15 protein-coding genes and 1 pseudogene are annotated in these 19107 nt (G+C 53.1%); 6 read left to right on the top strand and 10 right to left on the bottom strand.

The window, feature by feature from the left end:
- Window positions 1–21: 21 nt before the first annotated feature.
- The 6 genes and pseudogenes from AC52W5_RS12840 to AC52W5_RS12815 form a co-directional block, all read right to left on the bottom strand.
- Window positions 22–810 (bottom strand): N-acyl amino acid synthase FeeM domain-containing protein, encoded by a 789-nt coding sequence (locus AC52W5_RS12840; RefSeq protein ID WP_495671265.1) that lies wholly within the window; start codon window positions 808–810, stop codon window positions 22–24.
- A gap of 533 nt (window positions 811–1343) precedes the next feature.
- Window positions 1344–2042 (bottom strand): annotated as a pseudogene (locus tag AC52W5_RS12835) (DDE-type integrase/transposase/recombinase); the annotation flags it as partial.
- Between the two features lie 73 nt (window positions 2043–2115).
- Window positions 2116–2358 carry a helix-turn-helix domain-containing protein gene (locus AC52W5_RS12830; RefSeq protein WP_495671264.1) on the bottom strand — a complete coding sequence of 81 codons (243 nt, stop codon included), beginning with the start codon at window positions 2356–2358 and terminating at the stop codon, window positions 2116–2118.
- A 411-nt stretch (window positions 2359–2769) separates the two neighbouring features.
- Entirely contained in the window at window positions 2770–5559 is a 2790-nt protein-coding gene (prsT, locus tag AC52W5_RS12825; protein ID WP_495671263.1) for an XrtA/PEP-CTERM system TPR-repeat protein PrsT, read from the bottom strand.
- A 503-nt stretch (window positions 5560–6062) separates the two neighbouring features.
- On the bottom strand, window positions 6063–6845 hold the full coding sequence (locus AC52W5_RS12820) for an inositol monophosphatase family protein (protein ID WP_113066689.1): 783 nt from the start codon (window positions 6843–6845) through the stop codon (window positions 6063–6065).
- A 3-nt stretch (window positions 6846–6848) separates the two neighbouring features.
- A complete protein-coding gene (locus AC52W5_RS12815) occupies window positions 6849–7406 on the bottom strand; it encodes a thioredoxin family protein (protein WP_495671262.1) in 558 nt (185 codons plus the stop codon).
- 32 nt (window positions 7407–7438) lie between these two features.
- Between AC52W5_RS12815 and AC52W5_RS12810 the strand changes: the two genes are divergently transcribed.
- From AC52W5_RS12810 to AC52W5_RS12785, 6 genes are all read left to right on the top strand, one after another.
- The gene (locus AC52W5_RS12810) at window positions 7439–8398 is read left to right on the top strand and encodes a 16S rRNA (uracil(1498)-N(3))-methyltransferase (protein WP_495671261.1); all 960 of its coding nucleotides are present in this window, start codon (window positions 7439–7441) and stop codon (window positions 8396–8398) included.
- A gap of 2 nt (window positions 8399–8400) precedes the next feature.
- The gene (gene argA, locus AC52W5_RS12805; RefSeq protein ID WP_107760986.1) at window positions 8401–9729 is read left to right on the top strand and encodes an amino-acid N-acetyltransferase; all 1329 of its coding nucleotides are present in this window, start codon (window positions 8401–8403) and stop codon (window positions 9727–9729) included.
- 105 nt (window positions 9730–9834) lie between these two features.
- Complete coding sequence (locus AC52W5_RS12800) at window positions 9835–10107, top strand: oxidative damage protection protein (protein WP_495671260.1); 273 nt, start codon at window positions 9835–9837, stop codon at window positions 10105–10107.
- A 54-nt stretch (window positions 10108–10161) separates the two neighbouring features.
- The gene (ppk1, locus tag AC52W5_RS12795; RefSeq protein WP_495671259.1) at window positions 10162–12237 is read left to right on the top strand and encodes a polyphosphate kinase 1; all 2076 of its coding nucleotides are present in this window, start codon (window positions 10162–10164) and stop codon (window positions 12235–12237) included.
- A gap of 74 nt (window positions 12238–12311) precedes the next feature.
- The gene (locus AC52W5_RS12790) at window positions 12312–13895 is read left to right on the top strand and encodes a CYTH and CHAD domain-containing protein (protein ID WP_495671258.1); all 1584 of its coding nucleotides are present in this window, start codon (window positions 12312–12314) and stop codon (window positions 13893–13895) included.
- A 3-nt stretch (window positions 13896–13898) separates the two neighbouring features.
- Window positions 13899–14087, top strand: coding sequence for a hypothetical protein (locus tag AC52W5_RS12785; RefSeq protein WP_495671257.1), 189 nt, complete (start codon window positions 13899–13901; stop codon window positions 14085–14087).
- Here the strand turns inward: AC52W5_RS12785 and fba are convergent.
- The 4 genes from fba to gap all read right to left on the bottom strand — a co-directional run bounded on the left by fba (window position 14080) and on the right by gap (window position 19069).
- Window positions 14080–15144, bottom strand: a complete 1065-nt coding sequence (fba, locus tag AC52W5_RS12780; protein WP_112891387.1) for a class II fructose-bisphosphate aldolase — start codon at window positions 15142–15144, stop codon at window positions 14080–14082. The two genes, AC52W5_RS12785 and fba, sit on opposite strands and share 8 nt — an antisense overlap.
- Window positions 15145–15240: 96 nt before the next feature.
- Entirely contained in the window at window positions 15241–16695 is a 1455-nt protein-coding gene (gene pyk, locus AC52W5_RS12775) for a pyruvate kinase (RefSeq protein WP_074972597.1), read from the bottom strand.
- A gap of 57 nt (window positions 16696–16752) precedes the next feature.
- Complete coding sequence (locus AC52W5_RS12770; RefSeq protein WP_495671256.1) at window positions 16753–17940, bottom strand: phosphoglycerate kinase; 1188 nt, start codon at window positions 17938–17940, stop codon at window positions 16753–16755.
- A gap of 127 nt (window positions 17941–18067) precedes the next feature.
- Window positions 18068–19069, bottom strand: a complete 1002-nt coding sequence (gap, locus tag AC52W5_RS12765) for a type I glyceraldehyde-3-phosphate dehydrogenase (protein WP_074972593.1) — start codon at window positions 19067–19069, stop codon at window positions 18068–18070.
- Between the last annotated feature and the right edge of the window lie 38 nt (window positions 19070–19107).

The raw sequence follows: 19107 nt of genomic DNA, 5'->3' as shown, positions 1-19107 counted from the left end.
CGCAGAAGCCTGGTTGGCTAATTAATGCGGGATGCTAGTACCTAGCCCCTCTTCTTGCTGAGATAGACAGTAGGGATAAAGGGATCGTTCTTTTACGTCTGGTAAGCCAGCCAACGAGGATATTTGCTTCCTTACATAATCCAACTCCAAATGCAGTAACACCGCCGGCGCGTTAACCCGTGGACAGGTGCGAATCTCACTAATTTGGCGGAAACCGAACATACGATTATGAGATGCTGCGTGACGTGGATTAACCTCACCAAACAGGTCTGTTGCATTGTGGATTTTGGCATAGATATAAGCAAGGTTAAATAGCAAGGCAAGTATCTCCTTTGAGCTGTACTGTGGGTCTAAGGCAAATTTCGACAATTCGCAGACTTTTCTGCCTTTCGCCCGAAAGGCGTCAATCTCCTTTCCGTAGAGTTCGTCAGCAAGCAAGCCCTCTTCCGAATCGAGCCCTAGCGTGACCGTGCCGATGAGATTCTTACCATTAGTTGCTACGAATTTGAGCCGATTGGGGTTGTGTGAAGGAGCTGAGTGATCCTCAGTATGATAGCCACGCCAGGAGTACATACGTTCAATGAGTGCATTCGCCGTTTTGTGAACTCTCCAAGAATCGGCGAGATGAATGCTATAGTTACCACGTTTTAAAACATATTTTCGATCAGTGATTCTATTTGGGAGTGTCTCCACTAACGACGTGCGAGATGTTGGTGGTACGCGAAGCACACTGGAGTTTCTGATTGTTCTGACCGATGAGGGAGAGGATATTTTGCCGAAACCAGAAGCTTCATCAGTACGTAATTGCATGAGAGTAACGCCCATAGATTTTAGAGATTAATTAATGCGCGGCTAAATACAAGCTTTGAAGGCAAGGAACTGCCTTATCCAAATAGGTCTTCCTTAATGGATAAGTTCTATACGAACATTTCAGCTTAAGTGAGCTGCCACGCGGGTAGTTGTTTTAAATGCATCCCCTAGTGTTAAACCACGTGCTTTTGCAGAATGATGATTGGAAAGAACTACTTCTTTTAGGGTAAGCAAAATTTATGCCATCCTTTAGGCTGTTTAAAATCATGAACGCACGCCATGGTGCGAATTCAATCTGTCGTCGCTGAACTCCGTTATTCGCTATCTTAAGAATAAGTCTTTGTTTTATAAGGAAATTATATGTCGCTGAATAGCGACATTTTTAAAGCACCTTCGTTAGATAGCATCGTCTCGAGGTTCGAGTCGGAGGAGGATGCAATATCTGATGGGACTTGGGCCTTGCTGGAACCGCATTTGTCTGAACGCAAAGGCGCTTGGCGCGGCATTGCGAGAACAAGACGGAGGTGCAGGCTCTATCTGTTTAGCCCCACGGTGAGGTGGTGTGGGTTAATAATAAACCTGTCGGGGTCTTCAGACCATATTTTGCAGACGTACTCAAAGGGGGTGAGGCCCTTCAAGGTCTTTAGCCGCCTAGCGAAGTTGTAGGCCATCAGGAAGGTTTGCATATGCGCCTTGAGCGCTGTAGTGGTAGCGTTTGACGGTGGCTTCCTTGATGGTTCGGTTCATGCGTTCCACCTGACCATTGGTCCAGGGATGATTGACCTTTGTGGTGCGATGCTCGATGCCATGCTCAAGGCAGCATAAGTCGAACATGTGTGTGACGAACTTGGCAGTGGGGCCGTTGCGGTAACGTGGCGGATGACAGAACTGGATGCCGTTATCGGTCAGGATGGTGTGTATCTTGTAAGGAACAGCTTTGATCAGACTGCGCAGGAATGCCACTGCGACTGTCCGATTCGATTGTGCATGCAGTTCGGTATAAGCAAACTTGGCTGTACGATCGATGGCAACAAAGAGATAGAGCTTGCCTTCTTCCGTCCGCACCTCGGCAATATCGATATGGAAGTAGCCGATCGGATATTGCTTGAACTTGCTTCGTGTCTTGCTCTCTTCGAACTGGGCAGCCTGGAGATGCCGTGGCGCTGTAGGCAGCGATGCAGGCTTGAGCGTGTCAGACGTGGAATGCTTGCCTGCAAGGTATAGAGGCAATCTCTCTCTCCTAACCTGGCGATAAAGTTACGCACGGTACGTTCACAGCCAGTAAAGCCTATTCCGGATTTCCCGCTACAGTACGGCAGCTGGAATCCAGTCAGGGGCGGCCGATGCTACCCTTTGCCGCAAGTACCCCTCAAACGGCGCAATCGTGGTCACGCGGGGAACACGGTCTTTGAAAGCAGGGGTCGAATCTTCAACCAAATACTTGCGCACGGTATTGACTGAGCAATCAATTTCGCACGCAATGGCGCGAAAGTTTTTGCCCTGCTTGTGCAGTATCTTGATTTGCATATACTCCTCGTATGAAACCATCGCCGCTCAAAAAGCGACAATTATCCCTATGACGAGGTGTATCAATTTACATTGCCGGTGACACCATGATCGATGTCCCAGTGGGATGCAGAACGAAGCATGCTGGCAAGACGACGATAATGCTCACTAGCAAGAATGCGCTTTCGACAAGGCCTCGGTAGCCCTTATGCGTGTCTCCACGTTGCTTCAGGGTTGTGTGCTGCTACGCCCAAACTTACATCGCTACCTGTAGCGACGCGGTATCTCCAGGTTCCTGGACATGGGGGCGATATGGTACGCCAGAAGTTCAAGCAATATTTATCGGCTATCTTCTTGTGAGCTAGCTAACACCTGACCAACAGGAGTTACGAGCGCTATAAAATGGTTGCAATTCTGATTACTGCAGTTCTCTCAGCCCTTTTTACCCTTGGATCACTGCAGCTGTTTCAGCAACATCCTTGCCTCATCAATTTGGGGAAAATCTTTTCCGGTAGCCAGCAGCTGTTCAAGTTCTTTACGAGCTTTAGCCTTGTCACCTGCTTTAACTAGCCCAAGCGCAAGGTGGTAGCGAATTTCCCCTGCTGCCGGTGCCAATGAGGTGGCCTTCTGCAAGAGTGGTAGGCCTCGCGCGGTATTGCCCTGTTCCACCAATATCCATCCCAGAGTATCCAATATCGCGGGATTGTCTGCAGCTAACTGATGAGCCTTCTCCGCATATTTGAGGGCATAGGGATCTTTTTCCTGCTGGTAAAGCCACGCCAGATTGTTCAGGGCTGGAACATACTCGGGATTTTGCTGCAGAATAGCCTGATATTGCTCGACAGCGGCTTTATTCTGCCGGTCCGAGAGGTAGATTTCGGCAAGATATGCTCGGGTAGATATGTCAGAGGGATGGTCCTTCAGCCATTGGAACACGCGGGACTTGGCCTCCTTGCTTTTTCCGGCTTGTTTGAGCGATGCATACAACTTCACTGCTAGCGGCCCACTCTTGCTGATAGCCCATGCTCGCTCATATGCCTTCGCGGCAAGCGCGGGATTCTGCTGTCCCATTAACAGATTACCTTCCGCTATGTAGCCTACGACTGATTTTTCGTGTTGCTTCTGAATCTGCCGGGAGATTGCGATAGCACTTTCATAGTTCTCCCTGCGTGCTTCCAGCATGGCTTGAGTCAATTGGGCATCCAAATAATCCGGTTTTATAGCCAGCGCTTTTTTTAGAGCTTCAGAAGCAGCGGCCTGATTTTCCATCGCCATGTAAATAGAAGCAATATTGAATTGCGCCAGAGCGGATTTCGGCCGCAAGGCAGCAATTTTATTGTAGCTCTCCAGCGCTTTGGCCTTGTCACCGTTGGCGAATTGGGCTTGCGCCAGTAAATCCAGCACAACGGGTTCCTTGGCATGTGCCCCTTCCAGTTTCTTGGCGAGAGCCAGCGCCTTCTGTTTTTCCCCTATGCGCAGATAATGTGATCCAAGCAGGGCAGCAGGCTGAAGGACATCCGGATTCTCCTGCATTGCACGCTCCAGCCACTCGGTAGCCTTCTGGTTCTGTCCCTGGTTGACAGCAAGACCTGCTAGCGCGATCATGGCCTGGATATTCTTCTTGTCCTTTGCCAGAGCTGCTTCCAAGCGTTTTCTGGCGGCATCCGGTTTTTTATCCTGAATGTCGAGCCTCGCCAGATTTGCTATAGCCGGGAAATAGTCTGGTTGAATAGCAAGCGCTTTCTCAAAGCTCGCTCTTGCATTCCCTACATCATTCTTGCCGAGATACACGCCACCTTTCAGGTTTTGAATGAGCGGATTATCGGGGTTCTCCTTCTCCAGTGCCTTTACTGCAGCGAGCGCCTTGTCGAATTCCTTGAGGCGTAAATGGGTCATGACCAGCAGGACGCCTGCGCGCAGCGATTTAGGGTCGAGTTTTGTCGCTGTTTCCAGTTCGGAGATGGCGCGCGCGCTTTCCCCCTGTCCCAACCTGCTCATGCTTAAAGCGGTATGAAGCATCGCACTTCTTGGTGCGATATTGCTGGCCTTTTCAAAGTATTCCGTGGCTTTTGCAAAAGCCCTGGCCTGCATGTAAGCTTCCCCGGCCAAGGCGAATAACTCAGGATCCTCCTTCACATTTTTGAGCGATGGGGTCAGGATGTCGATCGCGCGTTTCGTCTCGCCATTTTTTAACAGCACGGAAGCAAGCAGCTTGCGCGCGTAGACGTTTCCGGGATCTTTCTGCAGATAATGTTTCAGGTGTTGTTCCGCCTGCGGCATGGATCCCAGAGCAAACTGTACTGCGCCTGCGAGCAACACGCTGGGCATGTGCTCCGGCGATTTGCTGAGTATCTGCTGGAGGGATTCCAGCGCGGCAGCAGGCTTTTGCTGGGTGAAATCGAGCAAAGCCTGGGTATAAAACACCATCAGGTTGGGACTGATCTTGCGTGCAGCCTCGATATCCGCCTTTGCAGCATCGAACTTGCCCATTCCAATTTCGATGGATGCCTTGTTGATGTAGGCAACAGTCGCATTCGGCTTCAGGTTCACCACTCGGTCATAGACAGTCAGGGCTTCATCGGATTTGCCTTGCATCCGCAGAAGGTCGCCCTTGAACAACCAGGCATCGACATTTTGCGGACTCCGGGAAACCGCCTGTTCCGAGAAATTGGCTGCGGCTTCCACATCCCTTTGCAGCAGGGAATATTTCGCCAGGCCGATCAACGTGTCGGCAGAATCGGGGTTTTGTCCAAGCGCCTGCTCGAACAGTGCCTTTGCTTCCGAGGCCTTGCCTAATCCGAGCTGCGCATTCCCCCGGAGCGTGAGTATCTGCGCGGACTTTGTTTTGTCGGCCAGTTCTTTCGTTTCATCCAGAATTTGTTGATAGGCGCCTAGCCTGAGCAGGGTTTGTCCGAGTTCGGGCAGCACCTTGCCGGCATCCATGCCCAGGCTCAACGCCTTGCGAAGCTCCTTCTCTGCGGACTGAGAATCCCCGGTCTTGTTGTATATTGCGCCGAGCAGATACCGCGCTTCCGAATTATCCGGGTTCTGCTGCAAGACATTTTTTAGCTGGATGATGGCTGACTTGTGATCCCCGCTTTCTTCGTAGCGCTTCGCATCCGCCATCAGCTTCGCCGGATCCCCCGCTTTGTTACAGCCTTGCATGCTCCCTGCGGTGAGGGCGGCAGCGATTGCGAGCATCAGCCCCGTCTTTTTTAAAGCACTCTTTCTAAAAGCGCGCATGTAAATTCCCTTTTCCGAATCAGCGACCAGGTCCACCTTCAAACTCTTGCATCTCTGCAGCCAGTACTCAACTTTGCACCTCTGCGCGTTCCCAGTGAAACGAGGACTGTTCGATTTCGGGAGGACAATCGATGCCCATGCTTTCCATTGGTTTTGCCAGTGCTATTACGGCTCGTCAGCCTGAATATAAAGTGCGACAGAATAAGTCGTTCGTCCCGACTTCCTTGATACCCGTACTCAAATGGCAGAGTTCGATTAAACTTAGCGTAGAAATATAGCAAGAGATCAGGATATCGTGTAGAAAAGATAATCTTGTGCTTCCGGTTCGTTTGCACTGGTTAGCGGCGGTCGCTGAAGCTGCGGAGCAGAGTAGTCTACAGAGTGGTCTATAGTATTGCGATCTCCGGATGGAGGTTGTGGACAAGAGGTTTTTCTCCCAAAGCTCAAAGGAGGCAGTTCCTGCCCAGCCGCATTCGGAGTTGTGAGCCGGCCAGGGTCGCAAGCTATCGATGTGCGCGCACCCAATCGCGCCATTGGATGAACAGACCCAGATCAAGCGCTGCAATGGCCGACCGCTGCCAGAGCGGCTCGGCCCAGAAATCATCCTCGTTCAAGCCGCACATGTGACCGCCCGCTTCTTCCAGGATCAGGCTGCCAGCGGCGTAATCCCATAGTTTCTGCCCGCCGTGCAGATACAGGTCAAAGCGTCCGGCAGCGGTGTAACACCATTCCAGGGCACAGGATCCGAAGTTGCGATGAGAAGAAAACGGCTTTGCCGTAGAGACTTCCTGTGCAAGCCTGCGACCAAGCCGTTTCAGGTCCACGCTCGCGATTGCCCCCCATAGCGGCGGTACATCCTCCTTTATCGGCAATTTTTCCCCATTCAGGAATGCGCCCCTGCCTTTTTCGGCGTAGAACATTTCATCCGCCACTGGATTGTAAACCACTCCTAGCACGCTTCTGCCGTGTTGCATCAGTGCTACTGAAACGGCAAAGTAGGACAATCCGTTGACGAAATTGGAAGTCCCGTCTATCGGATCCATGCACCAAAGTCCCGCATCGCCTTCCCGCCACTGTGCGACCTGCTCGTTTTCCGTCATTTCTTCTCCCACCACCGGACCAGGATAGATTTTTCTCAACTCACGTGAGAGCGTTTCCTGGGTGGCAAGATCAGCTTCCGTAAACAGGCTTCCATCGCCCTTGCGCTGCCGCGCAACTTTCATATAGCGCGGCAGAATTTCCTGCTGGGCAACTGCTTTGACAGCAGCGATAACTGCATCAATCACCGGCTAGTCCGCTCGCCATTTGATGGAGCAGCCGATGCTGGGAATCTGATCCTCGGGACCGGCGCCAGTGCGGGTTACCTGGAGCATTCCTTCGAAAAGGTCGCGTCGTGCGTCTGCGGGCGCGGCTTCCTTTCGGGAAGCATCCAGGCGTCCGCGATACTGCAATTCGAGTTTGTGATTGAAGCCGAAAAAATCCGGCGTGCAGACTGCGCCATATGCCTTTGCTACTTCCTGGGTTTTATCCCAGACATAGGGAAAGGGATAGGCATATTCCCGGGCTACGCGCTCCATGTTTTCAAATGAATCCTCGGGGTAGTCCGATGGATCGTTCGACATGATCGCGATAGCGCCGATACCCTGCTCACGCAATTCGTTGACATCGCGGATGATGCGTTCGCGCACGGCCTTCACATAAGGGCAATGATTGCAGATGAACATCACCAGCAACCCTTTTTCACCCTTGACCGAGGCCAGATTGTATTGTTTTCCATCTACTCCCGGTAAATCGAAGTCAATTGCTTTCCAGCCGAAATCACAGACCGGTGTTTCCAGGCTCGCCATATTTTCCCCCAGATTTCATTTCCTTATAACGAATGCCAGATGTCGTTTCCTGCGCTATCCAGGCAGACGCCGAGCGGTGTCTTTTCGCAGAAGCTTGTCGTGCGGATATAATTGAAAGCAGCGCGGATATCTCGACAGCCCTGGTTCAAGCAGGACTGCTGAAACAACAATACTATCATGAGAAAGGCGCATTGATTGCTCCACCGTCTGATACTGAATATGCAATGACGCTTCCCCGCTTTTACTGCCCCGTGGAGATTTTTGCGGAACAGGTCCTGGAATTGCCTTCAGCAGTTGCGCATCATGCCGCGCGCGTTCTGAGACTCGAGCCAGGCGATGAAGTGGTGTTGTTCAATGGCGACGGTGGAGAATTCACGTCTGTCATTTCGCGAATCAACAAGCAGGGTGTGGCTGTTGTAGTCGAAAGGCATGTACAGGTCGAGCGCGAATCCCCGCTCACCATTCTGCTTGCTCAAGCGGTGTGTATGGGTGAAAAGATGGACTGGATCGTGCAGAAAGCAGTCGAACTGGGCGTAACCCGAATTCAGCCTCTCATTACCAAGCAGAGCGTGGTGAGGCTCAGCGGTGAACGTGGGGAAAAACGTGTAAGCCATTTGCAAAAAGTCGTTATCTCCGCATGTGAGCAGTGTGGCAGAAACCGCGTACCGGAAGTGCTGCCACTCGCGACTCTCGAGAACTGGCTGGGTACGCAAACCGAATCAAGCAGAACGTCCAGCGACAGTCTTTCCCCCGATGCTTGCTTCATGCTCTCGCCTTTTGCAAGAAAGGGTTTGCGGGATTTTAAGCACTCTTCAAATATCAGCTCAATCATTTTGCTCGTGGGACCCGAAGGAGGGTTTACGCGGGATGAGGAAGCGGCTGCAATGGTTGTGGGTTTTATCCCATTGCGCTTGGGTAACCGCATACTGCGGACGGAGAGTGCCGCGCTGGCGGCAGTGGGGGCAATGCAGGCGCTATGGGGTGATTATTGATCATGGATTTCGTGGCTTGGTTCCGGTCGGTAGCGCCTTATATCAACAGCTTCCGCCATAAAGTTTTCGTGGTCGCTTTCGGCGGGGAAGTCGTTGCGGACGGGAAATTCATAGAACTCGTACACGATCTCAATCTGCTTGCCAGCTTAGGCGTACGTCTGGTGCTGGTGCACGGTGCGCGCCCCCAGATCGAATCGCGCTTAAATGAACATGACTTGCAGACGACATATATCCGGGGTATGCGCGTCACCGACGCGGCTGCATTGCAGTGCGTCAAGGAATCGATAGGGCGGGTGCGTGTCGAAATCGAAGCCCTGCTGTCAATGGGTTTGCCAAATTCACCAATGGCCAACGCTGCGATTCGCGTCGCCAGCGGCAACTTTGTGACTGCACGGCCAATCGGCGTGATAGAGGGCATCGACCTGATGCATACCGGAGAAGTACGCAAGGTGGATACTTCCGCCATCCGCTCGCGGCTCGAGCAAGGTGAGTTGGCATTGCTGTCGCCACTTGGCTACTCGCCTACCGGCGAGATCTTTAATTTGACCCTGGAAAATGTCGCAGCTGAGGCTGCGATCGCCCTCAAGGCCGAGAAACTCATATTTCTGATGGATACTCAGGGGATCGAAAAGAGTGCTATTGACAGTGAACAGGCGTTGCTGCTGCGGGAACTGACGGTGGCGGAGGGCAAGAGCTTGCTTAAGGAATTTGGCAGGAAAACGGTAAAGCTTGCAGAGGATGCACAGCTTTATCTGCCTTTTGCCTTGCATGCCTGTGAACGCGGGGTATCACGTATCCACCTCATAAGCCGCCACGTGGACGGCGCTATTTTACAGGAACTGTTCACACACAGCGGCATCGGGACGATGATATCTGAAGGTCCCTTGCAAAACCTGCGGGATGCACGAATAGAGGACGTTGGTGCGATTTTGCAACTGATTGAGCCCCTCGAAGCGGATGGGACGCTGGTGCGGCGGAGCCGCGAGTTACTGGAGATGGAAATTGATCGCTTCGTGGTGATCGAGCATGACCGCATGACTGTCGGTTGTGCTGCGCTCTATCCTTTCCCGGACGACAAGGCGGGCGAGCTCGCCTGTCTTACCGTTCATCCGAACTATCGCAGTGCGGGATGTGGAGATGCGTTGCTCAAGGCTATCGAGATGAAGGCGAGATCCCAGGGCAGTAAAAAACTGTTCGTCCTTACCACCCGGACAGCCCACTGGTTCATCGAACGCGGCTTCCTTGCAGCAGACGTCGGTCAATTACCCAAGGTGAAGCAGGGGTTATACAATTATCAACGGCGTTCGAAGGTATTTGTGAAACTACTTTAACCAGCGATCAGATTCTGGCTGCTGGATCGACTATCCTGTCGTGATAATCGAAGAATGCAGCGTACGGCAGCGCTGGTCTACATTTTGTATATTTCGGAGAAAGCAATGGCAAGAACGGTGAATTGCATCAAACTCAGGCGGGAGCTGGAAGGCATGGATTTTCCGCCTTATCCAGGCGAGTTGGGAAAGCGTATTTTTGAGAATGTCTCGAAAGAGGCATGGGCGGGCTGGATCAAGCACCAAACCATGCTGGTCAACGAGTATCATTTGAACCTGTCGGATATCAAGGCGCGCAAATATCTGGCCGAACAGCTCGAGGCATATTTCTTCGGAAGCGGTGCGGAACAACCGCGTGGCTATGTACCTCTTGCCAAATAATGTCAGATAGCACGGCAGCTTGAAGTGATTGCATTGGATATATTCAGAGACGGCATGACCGATTCCAGAGCTTCCGGTCAATTCCTCAATCGAGAGGTTGGCCAGATTGAATTCAACCGGAGGGTGCTTGCGCAGGCCGAAAATGAGGAAACCCCGCTTCTTGAGCGCCTGAAATTTCTTTGCATTGTCAGCAGTAACCTGGACGAGTTCTTCGAGGTTCGTGTCGCGGGGATCAAGGAGCAGATCAAACTCGATACCCGCGGTTTTGATCCAGCTGGCATGCTGCCGCATCAGATATTCAGATTGGTGAGCGAACAGACGCATACGCTGGTGGCGCGGCAGTATGCGTTGCTGAATCAGCAGATTTTGCCTGGCCTTGCCAGTGAGGGGATCCATTTTCTGCGACGCGCCACCTGGAATGACGCACAGCGCGCGTGGATCAAGTCTTACTTCTTTCGCGAAATGATGCCGGTGCTGACTCCCATCGGCCTTGACATTTCACATCCCTTTCCTCGAGTGCTTAACAAGAGTCTGAATTTTGCGGTAGAACTCGAGGGCAAGGATGCCTTCGGGCGTAATTCCGGAGTTGCCATCGTGCAGGCCCCGCGCGTGCTGCCCAGGCTGATTCAGTTGCCGGCTGAAATCAGCAGCAGCACTTATAATTTTGTATTTCTCTCTTCCATCCTGCATGCGCACGTAGGGGAATTATTCGCCGGGATGAATGTGCTCGGCTGCTATCAATTTCGCGCCACGCGTAATAGCGATCTGTTCGTGGATGAGGAAGAAGTCAAGAATCTGCGCATTGCGCTACAGGGTGAACTGCCGCAGCGCCACTTCGGCAATGCCGTGAGGCTGGAAGTGGCGGACAATTGCCCCCTGCATATGTCAGCCTTTCTGCTGGAGCAGCTCGGTCTTGCCCAGGAGGATTTCTATCAGGTAGAGGGGCCCGTGAATCTGGCGCGGATGATGCACGTCTTCGAACGCATAGACCGGCCCGATCTGAGATATCTGTCTTTCATCCCGGGTTTGCCGCTGACGCTGCAAAAGAAAAAAGCGTCTGACATTTTTCAGTTGATTCGCAAGAACGATATTCTGTTACACCATCCCTACCAGTCGTTCCAGCCGGTAATTCATTTTCTCCAGCAGGCTGCAACCGATCCGGATGTGGTCGCCATCAAGCAGACCGTATATCGTACCGGTGCCGATTCCCAAGTTATGGCCGCGCTTATCGCCGCTGCGAGCAGCGGAAAAGAGGTCACTGTGGTGGTGGAGCTGCTGGCCCGGTTTGATGAAGAGGCCAATATCAACTGGGCCAGCCGACTGGAGAATGTGGGAGCGCATGTGGTTTATGGAGTGGTAGGCCATAAGACCCACGCAAAGATGGCAATGATAGTGCGGCGTGAGGAAGGCAGCCTTCGGCGTTACGTTCATGTCGGCACCGGGAATTATCACGCCAGCACGGCCCGGCTTTATACCGATTTCGGCTTGTTCAGCTGCCAAGAGGATTTCTGTGCTGATGTGAATGAAGTTTTCACGCAGCTTACGGGACTGGGCAAGGCGGGAAAACTCAAATATCTCTGGCAATCTCCCTTCAGTTTCCATAGCCAGATGATCGCATCCATTGAAAACGAAGCGCAGAATGCGAAAGCAGGAAAGCCTGCCCGAATTATCGCAAAGATGAACGCATTACTGGAACCGGGAGTCATCAAGGCACTCTATGCCGCTTCCGAGGCAGGCGTAAAGATCGATCTCATTGTTCGCGGGGTGTGCGCTTTGCGGCCGGGCATCAAAGGGCTTTCAGAAAACATTCGGGTACGCTCCATTATCGGCCGCTTTCTCGAACACAGCCGGATTTTCTATTTTCGCAATGGCGGCGCTTACGATATCTACCTTTCCAGTGCCGACTGGATGGATCGAAACTTTTTTCGAAGGATCGAGATCTGCTTTCCGGTTCTGGAGCCAAAGCTGAAAAAGCGTGTGCTCGAAGAAGGCCTGTATGTATTTCTGAAGGACAATCGCCAGGCCTGGGAAATGGACAGCGACGGCCGTTATCATTTGAAGCATCCCGGCCAGAGCAAGAAGCGAAGCGCTCAGGAGACGCTGCTGATGGAACTGGCCGCCGCGCAATAGAGGCGGCAGCCCTCAGAGGCATGGCGTTTCACCCGGTAGCGAGTAGTCGTCCAGGCAATAGTCGGAAAAGAATCGTGCCGCTCGAAATCGAACTCAAATTAAGATTGTCACCCGAGGATGCCGCTCGGCTTCGACATGATCCGTTGCTAGCATCCCTTACCGTTTCCCGCCCTGTTACGCGGAAACTTTTCACCACCTATTACGACACGCCTGATCTGTATCTTCAGAAGCATCAGATGGCGCTCCGGTTGCGGCATATCGGAAAAAAATGGATACAGTCCATCAAAGGAGGGGGGGATGCTGCCCTGGGATTGCACCAGCATCATGAATGGGAGTCCATGGTGCCGACAGGACAGCCCGATTTCACCCGAATATCCGAGCCTGCGCTTCCCGACCTGTTCGACAATATTGAACTGCACGGCCAATTGCTTGCCCTGTTTACCACCGACTTCAAGCGCAGCACACGCATGTTGCGGCTGGTGGACGGAAGCGAGATCGAATTTTCGCTGGATCAGGGAGTAATCAGAACGCCGGCTGATTTTACCAGGGAGATTTGCGAAATCGAACTGGAACTCAAATCGGGAAATGTGCAGGCGTTATACCAGTTCGCACTGGATATACTGCACACCATTCCTTTCAGGTTGGAAAACGCAAGCAAAGTCGAGCGTGGCTATAGGCTCGCTGTCGACTCCAAACCCGCCCCCGTCAAGGCAGTACCTGTTCGACTCGAGACGGAAATGAATCTGTGTGAAGCATTCAAGGCGATCGCATGGAATTGCCTTAATCATCTGCAGGGCAACGAGGCAGGCATGCTGCAAAGCGAGGATCCGGAGTATCTGCATCAGATGCGCGTGGCATTACGCAGGGTGCGTACGGTGCGCCGTGTTTTTGCCAGGGCATTCGATGCAACTGCGTTTGCTTCTGCAACCCCGGACTTGAAAGGGCTGTCGCGTTCCCTCGGCGCGGCGCGGGACTGGGATGTATTCATGTCGGAAGCATTAAGCGAAGTGAGGAACTACTTTCATGAACATGCCGGTATCTCCGCCTTGTGGGAAGAATGCGAGCAGATGCGGCGAAACCGTAATGATGCGGCGCGTGAGGCGGTAGGATCTACCCGCTATACGGAAGCGATGCTGAGGCTCGGCGCCTGGCTGAACGCGGAGACATGGCTTCCGGCACCTGGGCCGCAGGAGAGTGAATCGCGAAAGGCCCCGCTGGAATGGTCAGTGAAGAAATTCGCAGATAACGCGCTGTCGCACGGACACAAGAAATTGAAAAAGTATCACAAAAGGGTGGATGGGGAGGGTACAGAAGGAGTGCATGCCCTGCGCATTGCGGTAAAAGAACAGCGCTATACCGCTGAGTTTTTCTCAGACCTGTACCGCCGAAAAAAGGTGAAGCGCTACATCAAGTCTCTGGCCGTATTGCAGGAAACGCTGGGCGCGGTAATTGACACTGCCGTGACCGGACGATTGCTGAATCAGGTCGGCATGATAGGGGACAAAGGCGGGAAAGGCGGCGAGTGCGAAGGAAAAGGTATTGTTCTCGGTTGGATCGCCCAGCGTGGGCTGACGAAAAGAAATGAGTTTGATGAGGTCTGGGGGGATTTCGAGAAAAAGAGGGTGTTCTGGCAGCCGCCCGCGGGCCTGCCGGGGTAGTGATTGCCAGTGCAAGATCGGGGCCAGCCAGCAGCTCTGGAAGTTCGAGCAATTCGACCGGGCACTTTAGCCGCCGGTAATAAAAAGGCGAACCGTATCGGCTCGCCTTTTATCCCGTTCGAATTCCAGTTGCTTATAAAACCAGCACTGACGGTTGAACTGGTGGACCTGTCAGTTTACCTGATTACTTGATGACAGCCTTCAATTCCCCCTTCGCGTATTTGCCTGCCATGTTGTCCAGTGCGATAGGTTTGATTTTGGCCGCCTGCCCTGCACAGCCAAATGCTTCAAAGCGCGCCTTGCAAATGTCCTTGGCTGCGGCAGTCGCGTCCTTGAGATATTTACGCGGATCGAATTCGCTCTTGTTCTTGGCAAGATGGCGACGTATCGCCCCGCTCATCGCCAACCGGATATCGGTATCGATATTGACCTTGCGTACGCCGTATTTGATGCCTTCCTGGATTTCCTCGACCGGAACGCCATAGGTTTCTTTCATCTCTCCACCATATTCACGGATGATGTCGAGCCAATCCTGCGGCACGGAACTGGAGCCATGCATCACCAGATGGGTATTGGGAATGCGCGCATGAATCTCCTTTATACGCTCGATGGCGAGAATATCTCCAGTTGGCTTGCGCGTAAACTTGTACGCGCCATGAGAGGTGCCGATGGCGATTGCCAGCGCATCCACGCCCGTTTGCTTGACGAAGTCGGCTGCCTGCTCCGGATCGGTCAGCAGTTGATCATGAGACAGCTTGCCTTCGGCGCCATGGCCATCTTCCGCTTCACCCATGCCCGATTCCAGGGAACCGAGACATCCGAGTTCACCCTCGACGGAAACACCCACTGCATGTGCCATTTCCACTACCTTGCCTGTAACTTCAACGTTGTATTCATAGGAAGAGGGCGTCTTCGCATCCGCTTCCAGGGATCCATCCATCATGACGCTGGAAAAACCGCTGCGAATGGCATTGACGCAAACCGCTGGCGAAGCTCCGTGGTCCTGGTGCATGACGATGGGAATGTGCGGATATGCCTCTACGGCCGCAGCAATGAGATGGCGCAGAAAAGGCTCGCCAGCATATTTGCGCGCGCCTGCCGAACCCTGCATGATCACCGGGCTGTCGCATTCATCCGCAGCCTGCATGATGGCATGAATCTGCTCCAGGTTGTTGACGTTGAAAGCGGGCAGGCCATAGCCATTTTCTGCCGCGTGATCCAAAAGTTGACGCAATGATACGAGTGCCATTAGAACCTCCTCAAAGTTAGAATCAGTATATGGTAAAACCGGAACATGCGAATCACAGGCAGCGAAAAACCCTAAGTGGCAATACTTGCAACGTGCTCAGGATTCCACCTTCCGTTCCTGCTTCCTGTGCTCGCCGACCTTCACTATTTTCATGGTATTGGTGCCGCCTGCCTTGCCCACCGGTTCACCGATGGTCATGATGATCAGGTCGCCGTTGCGCACCGCGCCACGCCTGAGCAACTCGTTTTCGGCGTGATTCAGGATGATTTCGGGGTCGTTCGAACCTCCGCCGAACTTGACCGGATACACGCCGCGAAATAACGTCATCTTGCGCCGTGTATCCTCCTGCGGACTCAACGCGAATATGGGCACGGTGGAACTCCTGCGCGACATCAGCAACACGGTCCTGCCGCTTTGCGTAAGCGCCGCAATAGCTCTGATCTTCAATCCCCCTGCGGTGAACATGGTCGCACGGGCAATCGCTTCTTCGATATTATCGGGCAGGCCGCCCTGCAGCCGTCGATTTTCACTGCTTACCAGGTATTCCTTTTCCGCCTCCAGGCATACCCTTGCCATTGCCGCAACTGCTTCAACGGGATATTGCCCGGTGGCGGATTCCGCTGACAGCATCACCGCATCAGTGCCATCCAGTACCGCATTTGCTACATCCGATACCTCCGCGCGGGTGGGGATGGGACTGCTGACCATGGACTCCATCATCTGGGTGGCGGTTACCACCAGCTTGTTCCTGGTTCGGGCAGTGCGGATCATCCGTTTTTGCAACGCCGGCACCACTGCATCGCCTACCTCTACCGCAAGGTCTCCACGCGCAACCATGATCGCATCGGAGGCCTCCAGAATGTCGTCCAGCGCCAGGATGGCTTCCGATCGTTCGATCTTCGCCATCAATAAACTTTTCCCGCCCGCCTCGCGCATTACATCGCGCGCCCAGCGCATATCTTCCCCAGAACGGGGAAACGATACCGCCAGATAATCGGCTTTAAGCGCTGCGGCCGTCCGGATATCTTCCACATCCTTGCCGGTGAGGGCAGGCGCACTCAGACCCCCGCCTTTCCGGTTGATTCCCTTGTTGTTGGACAGTATTCCACCCTGTTCAACCACGCAATAAACCTGGCTTCCCTTGACTTCGGAAACGCCGAGCACGATGCGGCCATCATCCAGGATCAGCGTTGCACCGGTCTCGACATCGCTGGGCAATTCCTTGTAATCCAGGCCCACCCGTTCCTGGTTTCCAAGCTCGCATTCAGCGTCGAGTATGAATTGATCGCCCGTTTTCAGCAGAATTTTATTATTTTCAAATTTGCCGATTCGAATCTTGGGCCCCTGCAGGTCCGCCAGCACACCCACCGCGTGACCGGCAGCGCGTGCCAGGGAGCGCGCCAACTCGGCACCTTCGATATGCTCTTCCCTGGTCCCATGGGAAAAATTGATACGGACTACATCAACGCCGGCGTTTATCATCCGCTCCAGCACCTTTGCATCTCGGGATGCAGGACCAAGTGTTGCTACGATCTTTGTTCTTCGAATCATTCTGATGAGGGCACGCGTTGAATCGGCGTATCAATCCGCATATTTCGCTACCTGGGCCTATCTGCTGCCGGCTGCGCGCTGTTCGAGTATTTCCACGGCAGGCAGTTTCTTGCCTTCCAGAAATTCCAGAAAGGCCCCACCCGCAGTGGAAATGTAAGAAACCTTGTCATAAATATCGTATTTCTGGATAGCGGCAATGGTGTCTCCTCCCCCTGCCAGGGTAAAGGCGTCGGTATCGGCGATAGCCATGGCGATGGTTTTGGTGCCTTCACCGAACTGATCGAACTCGAACACTCCGACAGGGCCATTCCATACTACGGTACCGGCTTTCATGATGATGTCCGACAACTCGCGGGCGCTCTCCGGACCGATATCGAATATCATATCGTCATCCGTTACCGCACCTGCATCCTTCAATACCGCCGGTTCACTGGCGTCGAATTTTTTCCCGACAACAACGTCAACGGCAATTGGAATGGTCGCATTCCGCTTTGCCATTTTTTCCATGAGCATTTTGGCGGTGGGAACCAGGTCGTCTTCACACAGGGATTTTCCAATGTTTTTTCCCGCCGCCTTGAGGAAGGTATTGGCGATGCCGCCACCTACCACCAGTTGATCCACTTTTTCTGACAGGGATTCCAGGACGGTCAGTTTTGTCGAGACCTTCGAGCCTCCGACGATTGCCACCATGGGACGGGCTGGATCCAACAATGCCTTGGTCAGCGCATCCAGCTCTTCTGTAAGCAGAATGCCAGCGCAGGCAACAGGAGCGTATCTGGCAATGCCATAGGTCGACGCTTCGGCACGGTGCGCTGTGCCAAAAGCATCCATCACAAATACGTCGCACAGCCTTGCATATTTCTGCGCCGTTTCATCCACGTTTTTCTTTTCCCCCTTATTGAAGCGGCAATTTTCGAGGATGACCAGTTCGCCTTCGGCAACGTCGAAGTTGCCGTCCACCCAGTCCTTGACCAGGCGCACGGACTTGCCGAGACGTTCGGAAATATTGTCGGCTACCGGCTTGAGCGAGTTTTCTTCTGACCATACGCCTTCTTCCGGTCGTCCCAGATGGGAGGTAACCATCACTTTTCCGCCTTGCTTCAGACAGTAGTCGATGGTGCCCATGGAGGCGCTTATGCGTGCGTCGGAGGTAACTTTGCTATCTTTCACGGGCACATTGAGGTCGGCGCGGATGAACACGCGCTTGCCTTTCAGATCAAGGTCGGTGACTCTAATGACAGACACTGGGAACTCCAAGTTTTAAGACATAAGGAAGTTTGGGATTCCTTATGATGAATTGAAGAGAAGGACGGGATCAGGGGGAAGAAAAACGATCCCGGGTTTCTTCCCCTTGTGACGAATTCGTCCTCTGCTACTTGCTAGCCACAACGCGGACCATCTCCAGAATCTTGCTGGAGTAGCCCCACTCGTTGTCGTACCAGGAAACCACTTTTACAAAATTGCCATCCAGAGCCATTCCCGCTTCCGCATCGAAGATCGAGGTTGCGCTTTCGCCCCGAAAATCGGTGGAAACAACCTTCTGGTCCGTATAGGCCAGCACACCTTTCATTGATCCCTCGGACGCCTTCTTCATGGCATCGCAGATCTCTTCGTAGCTGGCTTCCTTCTCCAGTTCAACGGTAAGATCCACCACGGAAACATCAGAGGTCGGAACGCGAAAAGCCATGCCGGTGAGCTTCGTATTGAGTTCGGGGATAACCTTGCCAACGGCTTTTGCCGCACCGGTAGAGGAGGGAATGATGTTTTCCAGAATACCCCGGCCACCGCGCCAATCCTTGTTGGAAGGACCATCCACGGTCTTCTGGGTTGCGGTGGCGGCGTGAACCGTCGTCATCAGGCCCCGTTTGACGCCAAAGGTGTCGTTCAATACCTTTGCAACGGGAGCGAGGCAGTTCGTGGTGCAGGAGGCATTGGAAATAATCGCCTGACCGTCATACGTATCGTTATTCACTCCATATACGAACATGGGTGTATCGTCTTTCGACGGCGCAGACATGATGACTTTCTTGGCACCCGCGGCAATATGTTTCTGACAGCTTTCCTTGGTGAGGAAGAGGCCGGTTGACTCAACCACGACTTCAGCACCGACTTCTCCCCATTTCAGCTCAGCCGGATCTTTAATCGCCGTCAGCCGTATCTTTTTGCCATTGACAATGAGCGTACTGTCTTCGATCGAAACATCCCCCTTGAAACGGCCATGCACGGAATCATGCTGCAGCATATAGGCGAGGTAGTCGGGCTCAAGCAGATCATTGATGGCAACGACTTCAATATCCGGAAAATTCTGGACTGCCGCGCGGAAAACCATTCGCCCGATACGGCCAAATCCATTGATACCGACCTTGATTGTCATGTTTTACACTCCTTGGATAAAAAAAGAACTCCGGACGC

Source organism: Nitrosospira sp. CT, from assembly GCF_059489795.1.
This window is presented reverse-complemented; position numbering and strand designations above follow the sequence as displayed.